The sequence below is a fragment of the Vibrio sp. Vb0888 genome (assembly GCF_033338835.1).
GTDB lineage: Bacteria > Pseudomonadota > Gammaproteobacteria > Enterobacterales > Vibrionaceae > Vibrio > Vibrio alginolyticus.
In genome coordinates this window covers 25,551-45,268 of sequence record NZ_JAWOTL010000028.1, presented here as the reverse complement: position 1 = coordinate 45,268, position 19,718 = coordinate 25,551, and the positions used below count along the sequence as shown (strand labels likewise).

Annotated in this window: 20 protein-coding genes; 8 read left to right on the top strand and 12 right to left on the bottom strand. The window is 44.5% G+C overall.

Annotated features, from left to right (window positions below):
• Positions 1–65: 65 nt before the first annotated feature.
• Positions 66–692, bottom strand: coding sequence for a uracil phosphoribosyltransferase (upp, locus tag R7P72_RS22305; RefSeq protein WP_005380401.1), 627 nt, complete (start codon positions 690–692; stop codon positions 66–68).
• Positions 693–871: 179 nt separating this feature from the next.
• Here upp and purM point away from each other — a divergent pair, with 179 nt between their 5' ends.
• On the top strand, positions 872–1,912 hold the full coding sequence (gene purM / locus R7P72_RS22300; RefSeq protein ID WP_005380399.1) for a phosphoribosylformylglycinamidine cyclo-ligase: 1,041 nt from the start codon (positions 872–874) through the stop codon (positions 1,910–1,912).
• Between the two features lie 151 nt (positions 1,913–2,063).
• Positions 2,064–2,720: a phosphoribosylglycinamide formyltransferase gene (gene purN / locus R7P72_RS22295; RefSeq protein WP_005380397.1), complete on the top strand. Its 657-nt coding sequence runs from the start codon at positions 2,064–2,066 to the stop codon at positions 2,718–2,720.
• Positions 2,721–3,109: 389 nt separating this feature from the next.
• Here purN and R7P72_RS22290 read toward each other — a convergent pair whose 3' ends face one another.
• On the bottom strand, positions 3,110–3,955 hold the full coding sequence (locus tag R7P72_RS22290) for a class II glutamine amidotransferase (protein ID WP_005380394.1): 846 nt from the start codon (positions 3,953–3,955) through the stop codon (positions 3,110–3,112).
• 50 nt (positions 3,956–4,005) lie between these two features.
• Entirely contained in the window at positions 4,006–4,581 is a 576-nt protein-coding gene (lpcA, locus tag R7P72_RS22285) for a D-sedoheptulose 7-phosphate isomerase (RefSeq protein ID WP_005380392.1), read from the bottom strand.
• A gap of 376 nt (positions 4,582–4,957) precedes the next feature.
• On the opposite strand from lpcA, the gene fadE reads away from it, so the two are divergent.
• Both fadE and R7P72_RS22275 read left to right on the top strand, forming a co-directional pair.
• Complete coding sequence (fadE, locus tag R7P72_RS22280) at positions 4,958–7,402, top strand: acyl-CoA dehydrogenase FadE (RefSeq protein WP_005380391.1); 2,445 nt, start codon at positions 4,958–4,960, stop codon at positions 7,400–7,402.
• Positions 7,403–7,604: 202 nt separating this feature from the next.
• Positions 7,605–9,380 (top strand): SulP family inorganic anion transporter, encoded by a 1,776-nt coding sequence (locus R7P72_RS22275; protein ID WP_005380390.1) that lies wholly within the window; start codon positions 7,605–7,607, stop codon positions 9,378–9,380.
• A gap of 73 nt (positions 9,381–9,453) precedes the next feature.
• Here the strand turns inward: R7P72_RS22275 and R7P72_RS22270 are convergent, their stop codons facing one another.
• From R7P72_RS22270 to dnaQ, 5 genes are all read right to left on the bottom strand, one after another.
• Positions 9,454–9,864, bottom strand: a complete 411-nt coding sequence (locus R7P72_RS22270) for a GNAT family N-acetyltransferase (protein WP_005380389.1) — start codon at positions 9,862–9,864, stop codon at positions 9,454–9,456.
• A gap of 163 nt (positions 9,865–10,027) precedes the next feature.
• Positions 10,028–10,339, bottom strand: coding sequence for a hypothetical protein (locus tag R7P72_RS22265; RefSeq protein ID WP_005380388.1), 312 nt, complete (start codon positions 10,337–10,339; stop codon positions 10,028–10,030).
• 191 nt (positions 10,340–10,530) lie between these two features.
• Positions 10,531–11,061, bottom strand: coding sequence for a hypothetical protein (locus R7P72_RS22260; protein ID WP_285437665.1), 531 nt, complete (start codon positions 11,059–11,061; stop codon positions 10,531–10,533).
• Positions 11,062–11,283: 222 nt separating this feature from the next.
• Positions 11,284–12,534: a TIGR03503 family protein gene (locus R7P72_RS22255; RefSeq protein WP_031779044.1), complete on the bottom strand. Its 1,251-nt coding sequence runs from the start codon at positions 12,532–12,534 to the stop codon at positions 11,284–11,286.
• Between the two features lie 8 nt (positions 12,535–12,542).
• Positions 12,543–13,265 carry a DNA polymerase III subunit epsilon gene (gene dnaQ, locus R7P72_RS22250; RefSeq protein WP_005380385.1) on the bottom strand — a complete coding sequence of 241 codons (723 nt, stop codon included), beginning with the start codon at positions 13,263–13,265 and terminating at the stop codon, positions 12,543–12,545.
• Positions 13,266–13,324: 59 nt separating this feature from the next.
• Between dnaQ and rnhA the strand changes: the two genes are divergently transcribed.
• The gene (rnhA, locus tag R7P72_RS22245; protein WP_005380384.1) at positions 13,325–13,789 is read left to right on the top strand and encodes a ribonuclease HI; all 465 of its coding nucleotides are present in this window, start codon (positions 13,325–13,327) and stop codon (positions 13,787–13,789) included.
• On the opposite strand, the gene R7P72_RS22240 is transcribed toward rnhA, so the two are convergent.
• On the bottom strand, positions 13,786–14,532 hold the full coding sequence (locus R7P72_RS22240; RefSeq protein WP_017636046.1) for a class I SAM-dependent methyltransferase: 747 nt from the start codon (positions 14,530–14,532) through the stop codon (positions 13,786–13,788). The two genes, rnhA and R7P72_RS22240, sit on opposite strands and share 4 nt — an antisense overlap.
• A gap of 37 nt (positions 14,533–14,569) precedes the next feature.
• On the opposite strand from R7P72_RS22240, the gene gloB reads away from it, so the two are divergent.
• The 3 genes from gloB to R7P72_RS22225 all read left to right on the top strand — a co-directional run bounded on the left by gloB (position 14,570) and on the right by R7P72_RS22225 (position 17,849).
• Entirely contained in the window at positions 14,570–15,328 is a 759-nt protein-coding gene (gloB, locus tag R7P72_RS22235) for a hydroxyacylglutathione hydrolase (RefSeq protein ID WP_005380380.1), read from the top strand.
• Positions 15,329–15,582: 254 nt separating this feature from the next.
• Positions 15,583–17,166, top strand: a complete 1,584-nt coding sequence (locus R7P72_RS22230) for a LysM peptidoglycan-binding domain-containing protein (RefSeq protein WP_054574850.1) — start codon at positions 15,583–15,585, stop codon at positions 17,164–17,166.
• Entirely contained in the window at positions 17,163–17,849 is a 687-nt protein-coding gene (locus tag R7P72_RS22225; RefSeq protein ID WP_005380375.1) for a YIP1 family protein, read from the top strand. Before R7P72_RS22230 ends, R7P72_RS22225 begins: the two co-directional genes overlap by 4 nt.
• A gap of 1 nt (position 17,850) precedes the next feature.
• On the opposite strand, the gene R7P72_RS22220 is transcribed toward R7P72_RS22225, so the two are convergent.
• The 3 genes from R7P72_RS22220 to R7P72_RS22210 form a co-directional block, all read right to left on the bottom strand.
• Positions 17,851–18,696 carry an endonuclease/exonuclease/phosphatase family protein gene (locus tag R7P72_RS22220; protein WP_025768251.1) on the bottom strand — a complete coding sequence of 282 codons (846 nt, stop codon included), beginning with the start codon at positions 18,694–18,696 and terminating at the stop codon, positions 17,851–17,853.
• A gap of 140 nt (positions 18,697–18,836) precedes the next feature.
• Positions 18,837–19,175, bottom strand: coding sequence for a nitrogen regulatory protein P-II (gene glnB / locus R7P72_RS22215; RefSeq protein ID WP_005380372.1), 339 nt, complete (start codon positions 19,173–19,175; stop codon positions 18,837–18,839).
• A gap of 186 nt (positions 19,176–19,361) precedes the next feature.
• A complete protein-coding gene (locus R7P72_RS22210; protein WP_017636043.1) occupies positions 19,362–19,676 on the bottom strand; it encodes a c-type cytochrome in 315 nt (104 codons plus the stop codon).
• Between the last annotated feature and the right edge of the window lie 42 nt (positions 19,677–19,718).

The following is a 19,718-nucleotide window of genomic DNA, read 5'->3' as shown; positions in this document are numbered from 1 at the left end:
GATACAAAAAAGGCTTGGTTTTCACCAAGCCTTTTTCTGTTCAGTCATAGTAATACATCAAAGAATTACTTAGTACCGAAGATCTTATCACCTGCATCGCCTAGACCCGGAACGATGTAGCCTTTGTCATTAAGCTTCTCATCGATTGCCGCAGTGTATAGCTCAACATCTGGGTGTGCTTTTTCTAGCGCTTCAATACCTTCTGGTGCAGCAACAAGTACCAGCACTTTGATTTGGTTACAACCTTTCTCTTTTAGGAGATCGATAGTAGCAATCATAGAACCACCTGTTGCAAGCATTGGGTCAACAACAAGCGCAATACGCTCCTCGATGTTTGAAGCAAGCTTGTTGAAGTAAGGAACTGGCTCAAGCGTTTCTTCATCACGGTAAATACCCACAACACTGATACGTGCGCTTGGCATGTGCTCAAGAACTCCATCCATCATGCCTAGACCTGCACGTAGGATTGGCACTACGGTTACTTTTTTACCTTTAATCTGGTCTACTTCTACCGGACCGTTCCAACCATCAATGGTCACTTTTTCTGTTTCAAAGTCTGACGTTGCTTCGTAAGTAAGTAGGCTACCGACCTCAGTCGCTAACTCACGAAAACGTTTTGTGCTGATGTCACCTTCTCTCATTAGACCAATTTTATGTTTTACTAGAGGGTGCTTTACTTCAACAACTTTCATGTCCATCTCCGGCTATAGTTGGCAATATTTAAACAAACCTTCAGATTATACATGATTTTCACAGGGATATCAGGATAAATCACTAAAGAAAAAAACAGACGCAAACGTTTGCTATCTATGTTTAAGCACTGTTAGAATAGCGCCGTTTTCATATCCAACTTAATACCGAGGACTTCCCTGTGAGTGGTAACAACTCTTCTCTTAGCTATAAAGACGCTGGTGTAGATATTGATGCAGGCAACGCGCTTGTGGATCGTATTAAGGGTGCGGTAAAACGCACTCGTCGCCCTGAAGTTATGGGTGGTATCGGTGGTTTTGGCGCGCTATGCGAATTGCCAACTAAATACAAACAACCTGTACTGGTTTCTGGTACTGATGGCGTTGGCACAAAACTTCGCCTAGCACTGGATATGAACAAGCACGACACGATTGGCATCGACCTAGTGGCAATGTGTGTAAATGATCTTATCGTGCAAGGCGCAGAGCCACTGTTTTTCCTAGATTACTACGCAACAGGCAAACTAGACGTTGATACCGCAGCGGATGTTGTTTCAGGTATCGCAGAAGGGTGTGTTCAAGCAGGTTGTGCCCTAATTGGTGGCGAAACTGCGGAGATGCCGGGCATGTATGAAGGCGAAGACTACGACGTAGCTGGTTTCTGTGTTGGCGTAGTAGAAAAAGAAGACGTGATTGACGGCACGAAAGTCGCTGCTGGTGATGCACTTATCGCTGTTGGCTCAAGCGGCCCACACTCAAACGGTTACTCCCTTATCCGTAAGATCCTAGAAGTATCTGGTGCAGATAAGAGCGAAGAGCTAGCAGGCCGCACTATTGGTGAGCACCTACTAGAACCAACAAAAATTTACATCAAGTCAGCACTTAAGATGATTGAGAAACACGACATCCATGCGATTTCTCATATCACTGGTGGTGGTTTCTGGGAAAACATCCCACGCGTACTGCCTGAAGGCACGAAAGCAGTTATCGATGGTAACAGTTGGGAATGGCCAGTTATCTTCAAGTGGCTACAAGAGAAAGGCAACGTCGACACACACGAAATGTACCGCACATTCAACTGTGGTGTAGGTCTAATCGTCGCACTACCGAAAGACCAGGCAGATGCAGCAGTTGCTCTTCTTAAAGAAGAAGGCGAAAACGCGTGGGTAATTGGTCAAATCGAACAAGCAGACGCGAACGAAGAGCAAGTTGAAATCCAATAATTTGCAAATCGAGCTCAAAAGATAAGAAGAATGAGGACACTAGATGACTAGGTCCTCATTTTGCTATCTAGAACACTAAAAACCATTCTATTAGTAGGTAGTTTAGAAGCTACATAACTCCAACCTACAATACCAAGGCGCTCTCGACATCATGAAAAACCATACCCTAAAAAACATTGTGGTCCTCATCTCGGGTAACGGAAGTAACCTGCAAGCTATCTTGGAAGCTTGCGAAGACAACATGCCAAACGCACGAGTGGCAGCCGTGTTCTCTAACAAAGCAGATGCTTTTGGTTTAGAACGTGCAAAAAAGTTTGATGTAGACGGTCACTTTGTCGACCCTAAAGCATTCAGCTCGCGTGAAAGCTTTGATGCAGAGCTAATGAGTCAAATAGATGAATACCAACCAGACGTGATTATTCTTGCTGGTTACATGCGCATTCTGAGCAGCGCATTTGTTTCTCATTACATGGGTAAGATGATCAATATCCACCCTTCTCTTCTACCAAAATATCCTGGGCTACACACACACCAGAGAGCAATTGATGCTGGCGATAAAGAACATGGTACGAGTGTGCACTTTGTAACGGAAGAGCTTGATGGTGGCCCTGTCATACTGCAAGCAAAAGTTCCTGTGTTCGAAGACGATGATGCTAGTGTACTTGCGGCACGTGTTCAGGCGCAGGAGCACCGAATCTACCCTATGGTGGCTAAGTGGCTGGTAGACGAGCGGTTGATCATGAAGGATGGTAAAGCCTATTTAGATGGCGCAGAGCTTGGCGTACATGGGTACGCCTCAGATGAGTAGCCCTGAATAATAAACTCCAAGCACAAAAGAGCAGCCTGAGGGCTGCTCTTGGTTGTTTTAATACTTATAAACTTGATTCAAGAAAACCATGGTGAGACTAGAAACCTAAAACCCAACATTCTAAAAAATCCCATAACCACTTGAGTAACATAACACTCGGAAAGTAGATTCTGAATCTGGTTCGTTCTTCACCGTTCAGACTGACGAGGTGTTTTATGAGAAATTTCTATCAGTTACGTCTTTACAGCAAGCCTTAGCGAGACTAGGACTCTACTACCAGCACTCTAGAAAGTAAGAATGCTCATCCGTATCCGCCCTCGGTTTAAAACGCATAAAAATAAAGCTCGCGATTAAGCGAGCTTTATTTTTATATTCAGAGTAAGAGACCATCACTCTAACGGTTCGGTTGGCGCTTGATTGCCCGGCTTAGCCGCCGCAAACGGCACATTTACCAGTTCAGAGGCATTATTTTTGACTAGTTCACCTAGGTGAAACAAGCCGTATTCGCCAGGTTTCATACGCTGCCAAGCTTCGTTGCCCGTCAAAGGTTGAGTTGCGATCACAGAAACGATGTCATGTGGCGTGGTTTCTTCTTGGAAGTTAATTTCCACATCTTCATCAAGCAAAGCAGCTTTTCCAAACGGTGCGCGTCTTGTGATCCAATACAAATGATTGGTGCAATACGTCATTACATACTCACCATCACTCAGAAGCATGTTAAATACACCCTTCTCTCTTAGCTCATCACAACATTTAGCAACATATAAGAATACCGACTCCATATCCTTTGGTGGCTCAGGATATCGATCTTCCATTTGCTTCAATAACCAGCAAAATGCCAGTTCACTATCTGTTTCACCGACAGGTCGATGTCGACCTGTATGCAAGTCTTGATAGCCAGAGAGCTGACCGTTATGCGCAAACGTCCAATACCTACCCCACAGCTCACGTGTAAAGGGATGAGTATTTTCTAAATTAACACCACCACGATTCGCCTGTCGGATATGACTAACGACCGCACGACTTTTGATGGGATAATTTTGTACCAACTCTGCTATTTTAGACTCACAACTTGGCTTGGGATCTTTGAAGGTTCTAAAGCCCTTCCCTTCGTAGAAGGTGATCCCCCATCCGTCACGGTGTGGGCCGGTTCGACCTCCACGCTGCATGAGCCCAGTAAAACTGAAACAAATATCCGTTGGAACATTAGCGCTCATACCGAGCAATTCACACATGGTTTAAAAAACTCCCTAACAACACAGCTCGAAACGGTGGCCGTAAACGATTATTCCATCTCTTTTTCGATCAACTGAATGATGATATGAATAATCTTAATATGAATTTCCTGAATGCGGTCTGCATAACCAAAGTGTGGCACGCGGATTTCAATATCTGCAAGGCCTGCCATTTTGCCGCCATCTTTACCTGTTAGCGCAATCGTCTTCATGCCTTTCGCTTGTGCTGCTTCAATCGCTTTCAGGATGTTACCTGAGTTACCTGAAGTCGACAGACCAAACAGTACGTCACCTTTTCGACCAACCGCTTCTACATAACGTGAAAACACGAAGTCATAACCAAAGTCATTACTCACACAAGAAAGGTGGCTTGGATCTGAAATAGCAATACCAGCATAGCCAGGACGATTTTCTCGGTAACGGCCTGTTAGCTCTTCGGCAAAGTGCATTGAATCACAGTGAGAACCACCGTTACCACATGACAATACTTTACCATCTTGCTTGAATGAGTCAGCAATCATTTTCGCCGCTGCTTCGATTTGCGCAATGTTATGGTCATCGCTTAAAAATTTGTTGAGCACTTCAGCAGCTTCGTTTAATTCACTTCTAATCAGATCATGGTACATAAGACGTTCTCTTTATTATTTCGGCTTCAGTCAGCTCTTGACTCACTGAGCAAATTGTTCTGATACCAATTTGGTATCGGACATTTCATAAACCTGAACTCGGGTTTGATTACTCTGAGTTTACCCACAAACGAGAATTAGTGTCGATAGTGAACCAACAGATTTAGATTAGTGATGGTAATAAACTTGTCAACTTGCTCATGAAACCATCACTCAAATCTCAACTTTAGAATTTTAACTCTACTTAGATCACTTTTTATCCAATCTTATGTTTTACATTTCCTTAATATTTTGATTACACTTAAACCAACTGGTTAGACCTCTTACCTAACATACAGACGTACAAAACTTATAAAGTCTGAAAAGGAAAATACATATGGACATCTTGCTCTCAATCATCACGATGGCGATCGTGCTAGGCATTACGCTCTACCACCGCATGTCTCTCGTGAAATCTATTAGCTTACTCACCGCAGCCATGCTGGCTCTTACAGTAGCTGGTACTGTCGGCGTTATTGGTTGGGCTATTTACGTTCTCGCCGCAGCTGTGCTCGCGGTTCCTGGCGTACGTCAGTCTTTAATTAGCCGCAAAGCGTTAGTGCTTTTCAAGAAAGTGCTGCCAGCTATGTCTCAAACCGAAAAAGAAGCGTTAGACGCAGGTACCGTCTGGTGGGAAGCCGAACTATTTAAAGGCAAACCAGAGTGGCAAAAGCTACACGCAATTCAAGCACCTAAGTTAAGTGCGGAAGAACAAGCCTTTTTAGACGGCCCTGTGAATGAAGTGTGCGCCATGGTGAGTGATTTCCAAGTGACCCATGAACTCGCGGACTTACCGCCAGAAGTTTGGCAATACCTGAAAGATCATAAGTTCTTCGCCATGATCATTAAGAAAAAGTACGGTGGTCTGGAATTCTCAGCATACGCGCAATCTTTGGTGCTACAAAAATTAACGGGTGTTTCTGGCGTTCTATCGTCTACCGTTGGTGTTCCTAACTCTTTGGGCCCAGGTGAGCTACTGCAACACTACGGTACTGAAGATCAAAAAAATCATTACTTACCGCGTCTAGCTGAAGGTAAGGAAATCCCTTGTTTCGCCCTAACAAGTCCAGAAGCGGGTTCTGACGCTGGATCTATTCCAGATTACGGTGTGGTCTGTAAAGGCGAATGGGAAGGAAAAGAAGTACTGGGTATGCGCCTGACTTGGAACAAGCGCTACATCACCCTAGCGCCAGTCGCAACGGTACTAGGCTTAGCATTTAAACTTCGCGATCCTGAAGGTTTGCTAGGCGACAAAGAAGATCTTGGCATCACTTGTGCGCTTATCCCAACTGATGTCAAAGGTGTTGAGATTGGTAACCGACACTTCCCACTCAATGTACCATTCCAAAATGGTCCAACGCGCGGTAAAGACATCTTTGTTCCTATCGATTTCATTATCGGTGGCGAAAAAATGGCGGGCCAAGGTTGGCGTATGCTGGTTGAGTGTCTGTCGGTTGGACGTGGTATCACGCTACCTTCAAACTCAACAGGTGGCATCAAAACTGCGGCAATGGCAACCGGTGCTTACTCACGTATTCGTCGTCAGTTCAAACAGCCTATCGGCCATATGGAAGGGGTTGAAGAACCATTAGCACGCTTGGGTGGTAATGCTTACGTGATGGATGCAGCAAGCAACTTAACCGTTGCGGGTATCGACTTAGGTGAAAAGCCTTCAGTAATCTCAGCTATCGTGAAGTATCACTGTACGCACCGCGGCCAGCAAAGCATCATCGATGCAATGGACATCGTAGGCGGTAAAGGTATCTGTATGGGACCTTCTAACTTCCTAGCTCGTGGTTACCAAGGTGCGCCAATCGCAGTAACGGTTGAGGGTGCTAACATTCTAACACGCTCAATGATCATCTTTGGCCAAGGCGCAATCCGTTGCCATCCGTACGTTCTTGAAGAAATGAACGCGGCGTATTCTGAAGCAAGTAATGCTGTCGAGAAGTTTGATAAAGCGCTTGCTGGTCACGTGAGCTTTACAATGAGTAACCTAGTGCGCAGTATCTGGTTTGGTTTGAGCGACGGTCTGGGCTCTTCATCACCAACCAAAGATGCAACCAAGCGTTACTACCAACAATTGAACCGTTACAGTGCAAACCTTGCTCTGCTATCGGATATCTCAATGGCAGTGCTAGGTGGCTCTTTGAAGCGTAAAGAGCGTCTATCAGCGCGTCTTGGTGACATTCTAAGCCAGCTATATTTAAGCTCTGCGACGTTGAAACGTTTTGAGCAAGATGGCCGCCCAGTCGAAGATTTACCATTAGTACACTGGGGTTTACAAGACAGTTTGAAACAAGCGGAAGTGGCGGTAGACGAATTCTTAGCAAACTTCCCGAACAAAGTGATTGGTAGTGCACTGCGCGTGTTAATCATGCCATTCGGTCGTGTACGCAAAGCGCCAAGCGATAAACTAGACAGTAAAGTGGCGCGCATTCTACAAACGCCAAGTGCAACGCGCTCACGCATTGGTCGCGGTCAATACCTTGAACCAACCGAGCACAACGCAGCAGGTAAGATTGAGCTTGCGCTGTCAGTCATTCTTCAAGCTGAACCTGTGTTTGACAAAGTATGTAAAGCGCAAGGTAAGCGTCGCCCATTCTTACGTTTGGATATGATTGCTCAGGAAGGGCTAGAGCAAGGCTTTATCACGCAAGAAGAAGCCGATCTACTCAGAGAAGCGGAACAGCATCGTCTAGATACAATCAATGTTGACGACTTCGAGCCGGAACTGCTTGCCGCAAAGCCGCTATACCCTCAGATGGATAGTGTCGCGTAACTCTAGAATCTGAGACCACAAACGGGAGTATCAGCTCCCGTTTTTTATTGCTTCCAGAATCGGATTCATAACACCTCACACTACAAAGCCCCCCTGCGCAATAAAATCCTCGCACTCCAATCTTTCCCCCGATTTCCAGTGATAACTAACTCACAGACGTTCCAACTAAGCGGTGTATACTTTAAGTAACTCACTCACATATATGGTAAATCCGTTGGCTAAAATATTACTCGCACAGTGGTTCCCAGGGCTTGTTCAGCTTAAGCATTATCAAAAAGAATGGTTTGTTAACGACTTTAGAGCCGCCTTTTCTGTTGTCGCGGTTGCACTGCCAGTTGCCATAGCTTACGCACAATTAACTGGTGTATCCGCAATTGTCGGTCTGTATTCGTGTGTACTGCCAATGTTGGTTTACGCCATGATGGGCACATCTCGACAACTCATTGTCGGACCCGATGCAGCAACCTGTGCAGTGATTGCTGCTGTTGTGACACCACTTGCCGCAGGTGACCCCACAAAACATTGGCAGTTGGTTATGACCATGACAGCGATGACGGGGATTTGGTGTGTACTGGCAAGTCGTTTCAAGCTAGGGGTATTTGCAGATTTCCTTTCTCGTCCGATTCTTTTGGGTCTACTCAACGGTGTTGCTCTCACAATTATCGTTGGTCAGTTTGCGAAAGTAGTCGGTTTGAAATACGAGCAACGTTATTTACTGGAACGTTTATGGGAAGCTCCACAACGATTAACCGATCTTCATTGGCCTACTGTAACTCTGAGTATCGTGACAGTTGTCGTTTATTTGCTCACCAAACGCTACCGACCAACTTGGCCTGCTGCCATGCTGGCGATCCTCGTAACTACTGCGTCAGTTTGGTTTTTCCATTTACAAGAGATGGGCGTATCGGTTGTCGGACTCACTCAAGGTGGCTTCCCTCAGTTTCAAACACCGGAATTTGAGCTAGGTGAAGTTCGTGAACTAGTAGTCCCGGCGCTCAACCTTGCGATTGTCAGTTTTGTTAGCATGATGCTCACTGCCCGCAGTTTCGCTGCTAAAAACGGTTATGATATTGATGCTAATAAAGAGTTTCAGGCGTTGGGTTTTGCCAACATTGCCTCAGCGTTTTCGCAAGGTTTCGCGATAAGCGGCGCTGACTCACGCACAGCCGTCAATGATGCAAATGGCGGTAAATCTCAATTAGTTTCGATTGTCGCCGCAATCACCATTGCCATTATTGCGGTATTTATTTACGAGCCTTTGCAGTTCATCCCTATCGCTTCACTTGGTGTTGTATTGATCATTGCGTCCCTATCGCTGCTCGATCTTAAAGCAATTTGGAAATTAAAATCTCGTGACAAAGATGCATTTTATCTGGCCATCATTACTTTTATTTCTGTGTTGATCGTGGGTGTAATACCGGGGATCACTTTGGCGGTATTGCTAGGGCTGTTTCAATTTTTACGGATTGTCATGCGACCGAGTGATCAGCTACTTGGCTTGGATGAAAAAGGTACCATTCGGACCATCGACGACTCAGGTAAAGCTTCGCCTATTCCTGGAATGGTGATTTACCGCTTTAACTCACCGCTAACTTACTTCAATGCTCCTTACTTTAAACGTAGAGTGTTAGAGCAGGCAGAGCATCACAAAGACGCAAGTTGCGTTGTCATCGACGCCGTATCGAGCTTTACTCACTTGGATCTCAGTGTGATGGCAACACTGGCAGATATTCACAATACTTTGAAAAAGAGAGGTGTACGCTTAATCCTCGCAGGAAGGAAACGACGTCTTCGTCAATGGTGTGAGCTTACTGGTATCAGCACCAGTGAAGGAGGCATCTTACTGCGAGCTGATATGTACCTTGCCATTAAACTTAGTGGCTGTTACATCAGTGCTGTGGGTGAGGGACAAATTCCTACTGTTCAAAAAGAGCCTGATTTAGAGCAGCCACCCAAACCAATTCCAGAAGTGGCTTAAATACAAATTTAATATAGAAAACAGGAAATTAAACTCCTGTTTTCTAGTGCTTATCTTCACAGCTGAATACGTGTTACGCCTTTGGCTTAAACTTTTTTGTCATCCCTTGGCTTTTAGGAGCCACCAGCCTATAACCAAGCTTTTCGTAAAAGACCGGTTCATCAGCAATCATAGAAACGTAAGAGCCTTCAAGTGCAACAGAAGAAAGATAACCGTCGATGTATTCCATGACTTTTCTACCTAAACCGTTGCCTTGATAATCAGAATCAACGGCAACGTCGACAATTTCGAAGTTACACGCCCCGTCACCAACAACCCGACCCATTGCAATGAGCTTTCCTTCATCCCGAACAGATATGCCATATAACGAATTGGGTAGACCAATTTCAGCAGCTTTCAACGATTTGGGTGATAGCCCGGCTTTGATACGCATATCACAGTATTCTTTCGGGCTTGGCACATGCTCTTCATATCTTATTGTCATTATGTACTACTCCTTTGTATCACCTTGGAGCTTACATAACTAAACTGTATAAATAAACAGTTAAACGTTGGAAAGATGTTCCCATTAAGCACACAAAGTATCGGGTCTAGAAAAGAACCCGCCGACAACTCTGACGCCATAATAGATATAAGTTGCTCTGAAGCTAGACATTCCTTTTTCTAAACATGTTTCTCTCAACAACGTCCGCATGCTTTCGAGCACTTTGAGGCAACACCTCTTCCCTCATGAGTTGGTAAAGAGCATCATGTACTAAAGAAGCTTTCATAATGTTTTTTGTGTCTAACGCTGGCCCACTCGCTCCATCCCATGCATAGCCCTTTTTAATCGTTAACACGCCTTGTTTGGACAAACTAAGAAAAGGGCTGTCATACGCCTGACTCACTGAAATGTGAGTCTCAATCTTTTCTTCAGAATGGAGAGTGTATTTGTACTTCTGACGCTTTTTGTATTTCATCAGAGACCTCGCGTTTACTTATTCTTATTTATCACGCACAGCTGAATATTTATCCAGAAACCCTACAAGATCGGCTCTTGTTATTATGGCGTACTACCTATTACAAAGCCCAAATCAATATGAATAGAACTCCATGCAATCAATAAAGCCAGAACCCCTGACTTTATTGATCAAAATTCAACCAGAAACCCTTATTCTGAAGGAAGTCTACTCAATTTTTTATGGATATCTTCTACAAAATTGGCTTGTTCACTTGGAGAAACCTCTAGAACATAATGAAAAAACGGACTTGTATGCTCAGTAATTTTATACTCTTCACTTAACAGCTTAATTACTTGTTCATGATTAAATCGTGCGGAGACTAAGCCACTCTCGGCTTCTTGAGTTATAACTATATAGTGAGCGGTTGGAAAAACCGTAAACCTTCCTTCGACAGGAAACCAGGGAGCAAAAGAAATAATCTCGTCATCAATTATGTATGCTTGAGGTTTACTGACATAAGTGTAAGGGTACTTTTCATCTAAATAGGGTCTTGCTGTATCAAACAAGCCATCATAATAAGTTGGTATTTCTACTTTTTGGATTTTACTTAAGGGATCGAAAGTGAAGGTATCAAGTGATTTTAAATTATTACTTCCCGAATCTGGATTATTAACACCATTATCAATAGAAGAACAACCTACAATTATCACTGCACAAAAAAAAGCTAAAATTTTATTCATTATTTCTTTTATCTTTAATTGATTGTTTTGAAAGTTAGTCACATTAAAAATGCAACCAATTTAGAAAGTAAAAATGATATATTATTTATATAAAATCCCAAACATATATTTGAATACAGTAAACTTAAATATTCATAATTTATCCATTTTTCTTCTTCCAACTTGGTAACTTGATAAAAAAACGGAGCCGATTGGCTCCGTTTCTCGCTTTATGTGTTACTACTATTTCTTTGGTACTTCTAATTGCATCTCTGGCATGGCATCGCGCTTCGCTTTAATTTTGCGCCAGACTATCCATGCAATGATCACAATCAGCAGCATTATCAAATTACCCACCGCGATAATAATCATGCTGCGCTTACGCTCAGCCTCTCGCTCAGCGATAATTTGCTTTTCCATTTCAATACGGCGCTGTTCGGCTAATTCAGCTTCTTTTGCAATTCGAGCAGCTTCTAGATCAACTTCATCAACAACACTGAAGGTTTGCTCTGGGATAGGAAACACCAACGAGCGCTGGGTTGCAAAATCAGTGGCAAAGATCTCGCCGCGCCATGCGTACTTACCAAGCTCAGCATCGTTATTGAGGTTCAACGTAACTCTCATTCCATCTTTAGAGACCTGTCCTTGGCTGTAACTAATGAAACCATCGGGTGCGTCCTTTTTCACTGTGACTGCTATAGAGCCTGGTGCAATCATACCTTGCTCGCCACTCACCACTAATTGGTGTGGCTTATCGGAATTACGAGCCTGAATAAAAGTACGAGAGATTGGGTTCGGATAAACCAAGATGACTTGTTCTTGCGCTCGTAAGAATACGCCATTGCCAGACGTGATGCGCGCGCGGTACTTACCAGGCTCAACGTCTATCGGGAGCTGAACCGTAAACACACCATCCCCTGCTTTTTCATCCAAGCCGCGGCCGTCATCAGAAAACTCACCCACAACCATCGGCACTGGACGAGCTTCTTTGATCAGCTCATCTTCATTTTCGACAAACTTGGTAAATGTCACGCGCAGATTCACGCGATCAAGGAAGTCGCGCAATACAAGAGGTTTGCCGTCGGAGGTCAGGCGAGCTGTAAACTTAAGCGCTTCCCCATTATATAATCGGTTTGGGAACAGATCCGTACTGAGCTTTAGGTGAGAAATTAAGCGGATGTTATTTTTAGGCGTAACTTTCCCCACAGCCTGCCATGGACCTGGCATAGGGTTATCAACGGAAATAATATCGAGAGAGGCTTCTTGATACCAACGTACATTGTCGTAAGAGCCCCAAGCATAGTATTTTTTACCGTCAGGACGGACTAAAACAACTGGCTGAGAACTTTGCTCACGATAAACCAAAAACGTGATCTGCTCGATGGTTGGATCAACTCGAAAGCGATTGTCTAACAAAGACATTGTAGATTCACTCGCAGCACTCGAGAGACTACTCCATATCGCTAAAAACGCGACCAACAAAGCCCTCAACATAGCTTCTCCTATTGATGCCAAATACAGTCGTTCACCAACTCTAATCTTTTTTGGTGAGCTTCTAGTTCATCGGCACTTGCGCGCAAAACCTTTAGCGCTTTTCTTCCTTCAATACGACGAATGGTTTCTACTCCACCCTCTTGTTTATTCGCGTTAAATTCTAGACTCGTTTGACCACCCGTCATAAAGAGGTAAACGTCGGCTAGAATCTCCGCATCGAGCAAAGCTCCGTGGAGAGTACGGTGCGAGTTATCAATACCGTAACGTTCACATAAGATATCAAGGTTGTTTCGCTTACCAGGGAAGATTTTCTTCGCCATAGCAAGGGTGTCGGTCACCTTGCAGTAGTCGTCCGTTTTGCCGATGTTAGGATCGAGCATGCCAAACTCGTAATCCATAAAGCCGGTATCGAAGGGCGCGTTGTGGGCAACAAGTTCTGCGCCTTTAATAAACTCAAGAAACTCTTGGTGCACGCTCGCGTATTCCGGTTTATCAACCAAGAATTCATCCGTAATACCGTGAACTTCAACCGCTTCTGGTTGGATTTCACGATCGGGTTTTAAATAAACGTGGAAGTGACGACCAGTCAGCTTACGGTTGATGATCTCCACTGCACCGATTTCAATAATGCGGTGTCCCATGTAGTGAGGACCACCCTCGCGGTTCATACCTGTGGTTTCGGTATCGAGAACGACAATGCGGTTATATTCAGAATTGCTGCTGGTATTCATAAGGTTATGTATGTCAGACTATGCTTTATTAAATGTTTCGGCTAATAGTACCAAAAAATATGACCAAACACGTTGAGATTTTCACTGACGGTTCTTGTTTAGGTAACCCAGGACCAGGTGGTTACGGCATAGTATTGCGTTACAAAGACGTAGAAAAGACACTTTCCAAAGGCTATACGTTAACTACCAACAACCGCATGGAAATGTTGGCGGCTGTCGTCGCGCTGCAGACGTTAAAACAACCTTGCAAAGTCACTTTAACGACTGACAGCCAATATGTGCGCCAAGGTATTACTCAGTGGATCCATAACTGGAAGAAGCGTGGTTGGAAAACAGCGGATAAAAAACCCGTGAAGAATGCCGATTTATGGCAAGCTCTAGACAAAGAAACCGCACGCCATCAAGTTGAATGGCATTGGGTAAAAGGCCACGCAGGCCATCGTGAGAACGAAATGTGTGATGAGCTAGCCCGTACTGCTGCAGAAAACCCAACTGAGGAAGATACAGGTTACCAACCCTCTTAGCGAGATTCTTTCCTCATAGTGTTACCCTCTCGATTCATCACCCCAAGTGGTGTGAGCTTTTTCTTCAAGCGCCAATGCGGTTTGATAGGCTTGAGAGGGTATGTCCGTTTCCGCGCGACTATGTAATACAAACTCCCAGCGGGTGATGCCCAATCACCAAGACTATTTTCCAACCATGTCCACATCGTACGGTAACGTTTCATCGGAAACAGCGCATAACGATCACAATGAATCACTTGATAATTAAGTAACCCTAACCAATCTTTGATGCGGTTCGACGTAAACATTCGTCCACTCCAAGGCAAATTATGTTTACGCCATGGAAGCAAACTCGCTAATCCAGTCAAGCTTAATGGGTTGAATCCAGTAATAATTACATAGCCATCATCCATCATCACTCTATCGACTTCACGCAACAAACGGTGTGGATCGCTTGCATAGTCGAGCTGATGAGCGAGTATCACAACATCAAAGCTTTTTTCCAAAAAGGGTAATTCGTAACCATCTGCAATCACATTATGCAACGGGTTCTGGATATCTACGTTGACTTGGTGTTGAATGTTACAATTACAGCTGGTTAGCTCACAGCTCAACCCGCCCAGTTTGAGCATATGGTAGCCGAAGAGTTTCGGGCACCATTCATCAAGTCGGGTCTGGATTGACTCAAGCACCCACGGACCGTTGTTCATTGCTGACCAAGTCGACGGGTGTGGTATAGTTTTGTTGCTGAGTGCTGGTTTCATTAACCACCTGACTAAAATGGGTGACGGAGAACGAATCGTGTTAGAGATCAAAAGCATACCCGCATTTAATGATAATTACATCTGGCTGATACAAAATAGCGATAAGCGCTGCGCAGTCGTTGATCCGGGCGATGCGAAGCCAGTATTAGAATTTCTGCAGGCTAACGAATTAACTTTAGAAGCGATTTTAATTACGCACCACCACAACGATCACATTGGTGGCGTTCCAGACTTAGTGCGTGCATTTCCTAACGTCGCCGTTGTGGGCCCAAAATCAGAGCCAATTCCAACCCTAACGACACCAATGGAAGAAGGCGACAAGCTAGAGTTGTTTGGTGAGATTTTCTTAGTACTTGGGTTACCCGGTCATACTTTGGGCCATATCGGTTACGTTGGGGACGGAAAACTGTTTTGCGGTGATGTGCTCTTTTCTGCTGGCTGCGGTCGTATTTTTGAAGGTACGCCTGAGCAAATGTTTGAATCACTGAGCAAACTAACGTCTCTACCAGAAGAAACTCAAGTCTTCTGCGCACATGAATACACGGCGAGTAACGTGGCGTTTGCTCTAGCGGTTGAACCTGACAATGAGCAACTTCGCCAATATCGCGACGATGTAAACCGACTGCGAGCACTCAACATTCCGACACTTCCAACAACAATACGCAAAGAAAAGTGGATTAATCCGTTCTTGCGAACCTCTAACCCTGACGTGGTTCAATCTGTTGCTAGTCGCATTAAAAATAGCGATCCATGCTCGGTTTTTACTGCTTTACGCGAGTGGAAGAACGAATTTTAACCATTTTCTGCTTGTAAGTTTGCAAGACCCCAGTATTATCAGGGACTGATTTTTCGAGAAGCGCCACTGGCGCTTCTCTTACGTTTGGGGTTGATATAAATCTATTTGAATTTCTCCCCATTGCATAATTAGAAGCTCTTTGCCTCTATAAATTAGTTAGTGTTTAAAAGATGTCTATTATCTTGCGACTGCCACGCACATTACGTTGCGCGACAGGCAGGTGAAGATAAACAGGCCCTAAATAGGCTGAATCCATGCGTTTGAAGTATACTTGGGCGTTGGCGTTGTTATTATCTGGCTGTCAATTGACTCAGTCAGATTCAACGTCTTCTACACCAGAAACCAATAAATCTGAGCAGACTGCAAAGCAAAATGCAGTAAAAGCTCAACCGGGCAATAAATCGTCACTAGCAAAAAAATCCGCTAACGACGCGCCTAAAGTTCTCTCCCCCCAAGAACAAGAAGATGTGTGGCAACGTATCGCCATGCAGCTGGACATGGATATCCCAAACCACAAGAAAGTGGACTACTACCGTACGTGGTATTTAAAGCACCCAAATCACCTTTACACGGTATCTAAGCGTGCTACCCCTTTTCTATACATGATCACAAAACGTATCGAAGAGCGCGGACTCCCAATGGAGCTTGCATTACTTCCTGTAGTGGAAAGTTCATTCGATGCCTTTGCCTACTCACATGGTAGCGCGGCTGGGTTGTGGCAATTTGTCCCAGGCACCGGAAAAATGATGGGATTAGAGCAAAACTACTGGTATGACGGTCGCAGAGATGTGGCAGCAGCAACGGATGCAGCGCTGGACTACCTAGTACAACTAAACGAGCGTTTTGATGGTAACTGGGAACATGCAATCGCCGCTTATAACAGCGGTGGAGGCCGAGTTTCTAGCGCAATTCGTAAGAATAAAAAGCTCGGTAAACCTATCGATTTCTTCTCATTAGACTTACCAAAAGAGACCAGCAGTTACGTTCCTAAGCTATTGGCCTTGGCTGACGTTATCGCAAACCAAGACAAGTACGGACTTAATATTCCTGCAATTCCAAACAAGCCTGTTCTAACGCTTGTTGATCCAGAAGAGCAGTTAGATCTGGCTATTGCCGCAGATTATGCCGGCATTAGCGTAAAAGAGTTGCAGAGTTACAACCCAGCATACAACCAGTGGTCGACAGCGCCTGAGGGGCCGCACCAACTTTTGATTCCCGTAGAGAAAAAAGAGACTTTTCTCACCAAGGTGGAGAAAAATCGCGGTAAAGGGATGAAGGTCGCTCGCTACAAGGTGAAATCTGGCGACTCTTTAAGCGTGCTAGCTAATAAATACGGCACAACCACGAAAGTCATTCGGCGTGCCAACGGCCTATCGAATAACAACATTCGTATTGGTCAATACCTGTTGATTCCTACATCAACAAAAGACGATGCAAAATACGCATTAACGGCACAAAACCGATTAAGCAAGACTCAATCTCGTGCTCGTGGTCAACTCAAACTCACCCATGTCGTTCAGTCTGGAGAAAGTTTGTGGTCAATCGCACGTAACAATAAAGTGTCGTATAAATCGTTAGCAAAATGGAATGGTATGGGCCCTAAAGATCCATTGCGTGTGGGTCAAAAGCTAGTGATTTGGAAGGATTCAGACAAAGGTTCTGTGATCCGTACCGTTTTCTACAACGTTCGCTCTGGCGACACCATTAGCGGCATTGCAAGCAAGTTCAAAGTAAAAACGAACGACATCGTGAAATGGAACTCGCTACACAAGAAAAAATACTTACAACCTGGTCAAAAGCTTAAGTTGTACGTTGACGTAACGAAGGTAAGTGTATGAACCCATCAAGCAATCCACTTGTGATGCTGTTGGACATTTTTCGTTCTCCAACATCTTGTTTTCTTGCGCTTTATCAACGCGGTGGATGGGGATGGCAACCGTTCATCTTCCTGATGCTTAGTCCGTTTTTATTCTGGGGTGCTTACTTTTCGAATGTCGATTTCACGTGGCTCAGTGACCAACTTGCTGCGCAATTTCAGCAAATCGACCCGAAGCAGATTGAGCTATTAGAACCAAACACGCTAATGGCAAGCGCGATCATCAATGATGTATTCAACCGCTTTGCCACCTTACTATTGCTCGCGCTTTGGTTCTTTCTTGCAACAAAGGCAAGCAAACAACAATACGGTTACTGGAAATGGTTTGCCGCATCGTGTGCTATCTTATTCCCAGCAGTATTGGGCGATGTAGCAAGCTACGCGAGCTTGCTACTCAAGCATGGTCAGGTAATGACTTACGCTGCCGATTTAAATAGCCTCAATGGTCTATTAAAGCTGCCTCTTACTAACGAATGGTCTCATTTCGCTAGCTCGTTACCTTTGCTTCTGCCTTGGTACATTGTGCTCGGCTACGGCGTTGTACTGACGTGGACGGAGTTTGAACGTGGCCAAGCTTTGGTGATAGCAAGCCTGCCATGGGTATTCTTCTACGTTATTTGGGCACTTTATATTGTGGTAACCTAAGCTAGTTATTTAACGTAAATGACAATAACAATGGGTTATGATCGGAAGCGTCGCTCTGCGGCGCTTTTGCGTACTTAAGCGTCAGACCTCGGTAAAACACATGGTCCAGTGGTAACCCTGTTATAAATTGGACTCGATGATCCGGCAAGAACGTCACCTCTTGTAAGTCCGCAGCCTTTAAGGCCTGCCTCATCGCATTAACGCGAGATTCACTCCAGCTATTGAAGTCTCCAGCAAATAGAATTGGCCCCACATGATGCTTTAAAAGCATTTCAAGCGCCGTTAACTGAGATACATACTCTTTTGTACCCACGGTGAAGTTAATTGCATGTACATTCACCACTGCGAGTTTCTCGCCATTACTCAAGTGATACTGGCTATATAATGCAGACTTAGGTAAGCGAAGCCACGGCTCTTTAGAGGTGTAAGCGCAGGCTTTTTCTGGTTGCCCTTGAGCAATACTAATTACACCGGCACCGCTACCCAGCGCCTTAAAAGCACTCACTTGATTACTAACCCAGCGACCATCCACCAACCACTGTTTAAATGATGGTGTCATGCTGGCTTCTTGCAATAACAGTAACTGCTTATCAGCAGAAAACTCATCGAGTGCACGTTGCCAATTAGCCCGGTTCTGTTTGTAGATATTCCAGACAAGCACATTGATTTTGCCGTCATGATCGAGAGCTTTTGAATCGCTAAATTCGATGCACCTGATATCTTGTGTCAGCTCGGTACCTGTTTGAGTAATAATTTGCGGCTGATCTGGTACGGTGAAAATAACCTGGAAGCCAACCAATACCGCCATTACGAGAAAAGCTAACGCCAGAAAAAAACGCTTAAACATACGACAAACCTGAATGTAGGCACCCGAAATCTAGAACAACAAATCTCGGGTTAAATGATTTCACTAATAAGCAAACAACAAAAAAGGAGCCACTTGGCTCCCTTTTAGCATAATAAATACGAAACAAGTGACAAGAAACCTTAGATCGCGTCTTCGTCTTCTTCACCAGTACGAATACGAACCACACGCTCAATATCAGTGACGAATATTTTACCATCACCAATCTTACCAGTTTGCGCGGTTTCAATGATTGTCTCTACGCATTTATCAGCCACATCTTCCGTTACAACGATTTCGAGCTTCACTTTAGGTAGAAAGTCCACCATATACTCTGCACCACGGTAAAGCTCTGTGTGACCTTTTTGGCGACCAAAACCTTTCACTTCAGAGACGGTCATCCCTGTAATGCCAACTTCAGCTAGCGCTTCTCGAACATCATCCAGTTTAAATGGCTTGATAATCGCTTCAATTTTTTTCATGTTCATCCCTTAAGCTTCAATCGATTGCGCTTATTATCGTTTAGCGTTTCGCAACATTCAATGTTTGTCTCTGATCCACCAGCGAAAATCCAGGCTGAGCAAATTAACATAGCGAATATCGTGAGTTGATAAAACCCAATGAGGACTGCTCAATGCCCAATCGTCCAAGCTTTTTCAGACTCGCGTTTACTTCAAACTTGCGTAGTAAGCCGCTAGGTTAGCGATATCTTCATCAGACAACAATGAAGCTTGAGCTTGCATCACAGCAGCAAGCCCACCTGTTCGCTCTTTATTTTTATAAGCTTTAATTGAACTGATAATATATTGCTCATTTTGCCCTTTCAGATTTGGGTAACCCGGAATGACAGCAATACCATCAGCGCCATGACACGCCGCGCATACTCCCGACTTTGCTTGACCTGCTGCAGCATCTCCCGCAGCTAGAGCTTGCCCACTGAACATGGTTAGCGCCACCATTGCGCCCATGATTGTTTTCTTCATTGCTTCACCTAATCAATTATTATTTAAGGATTTTTATATTTT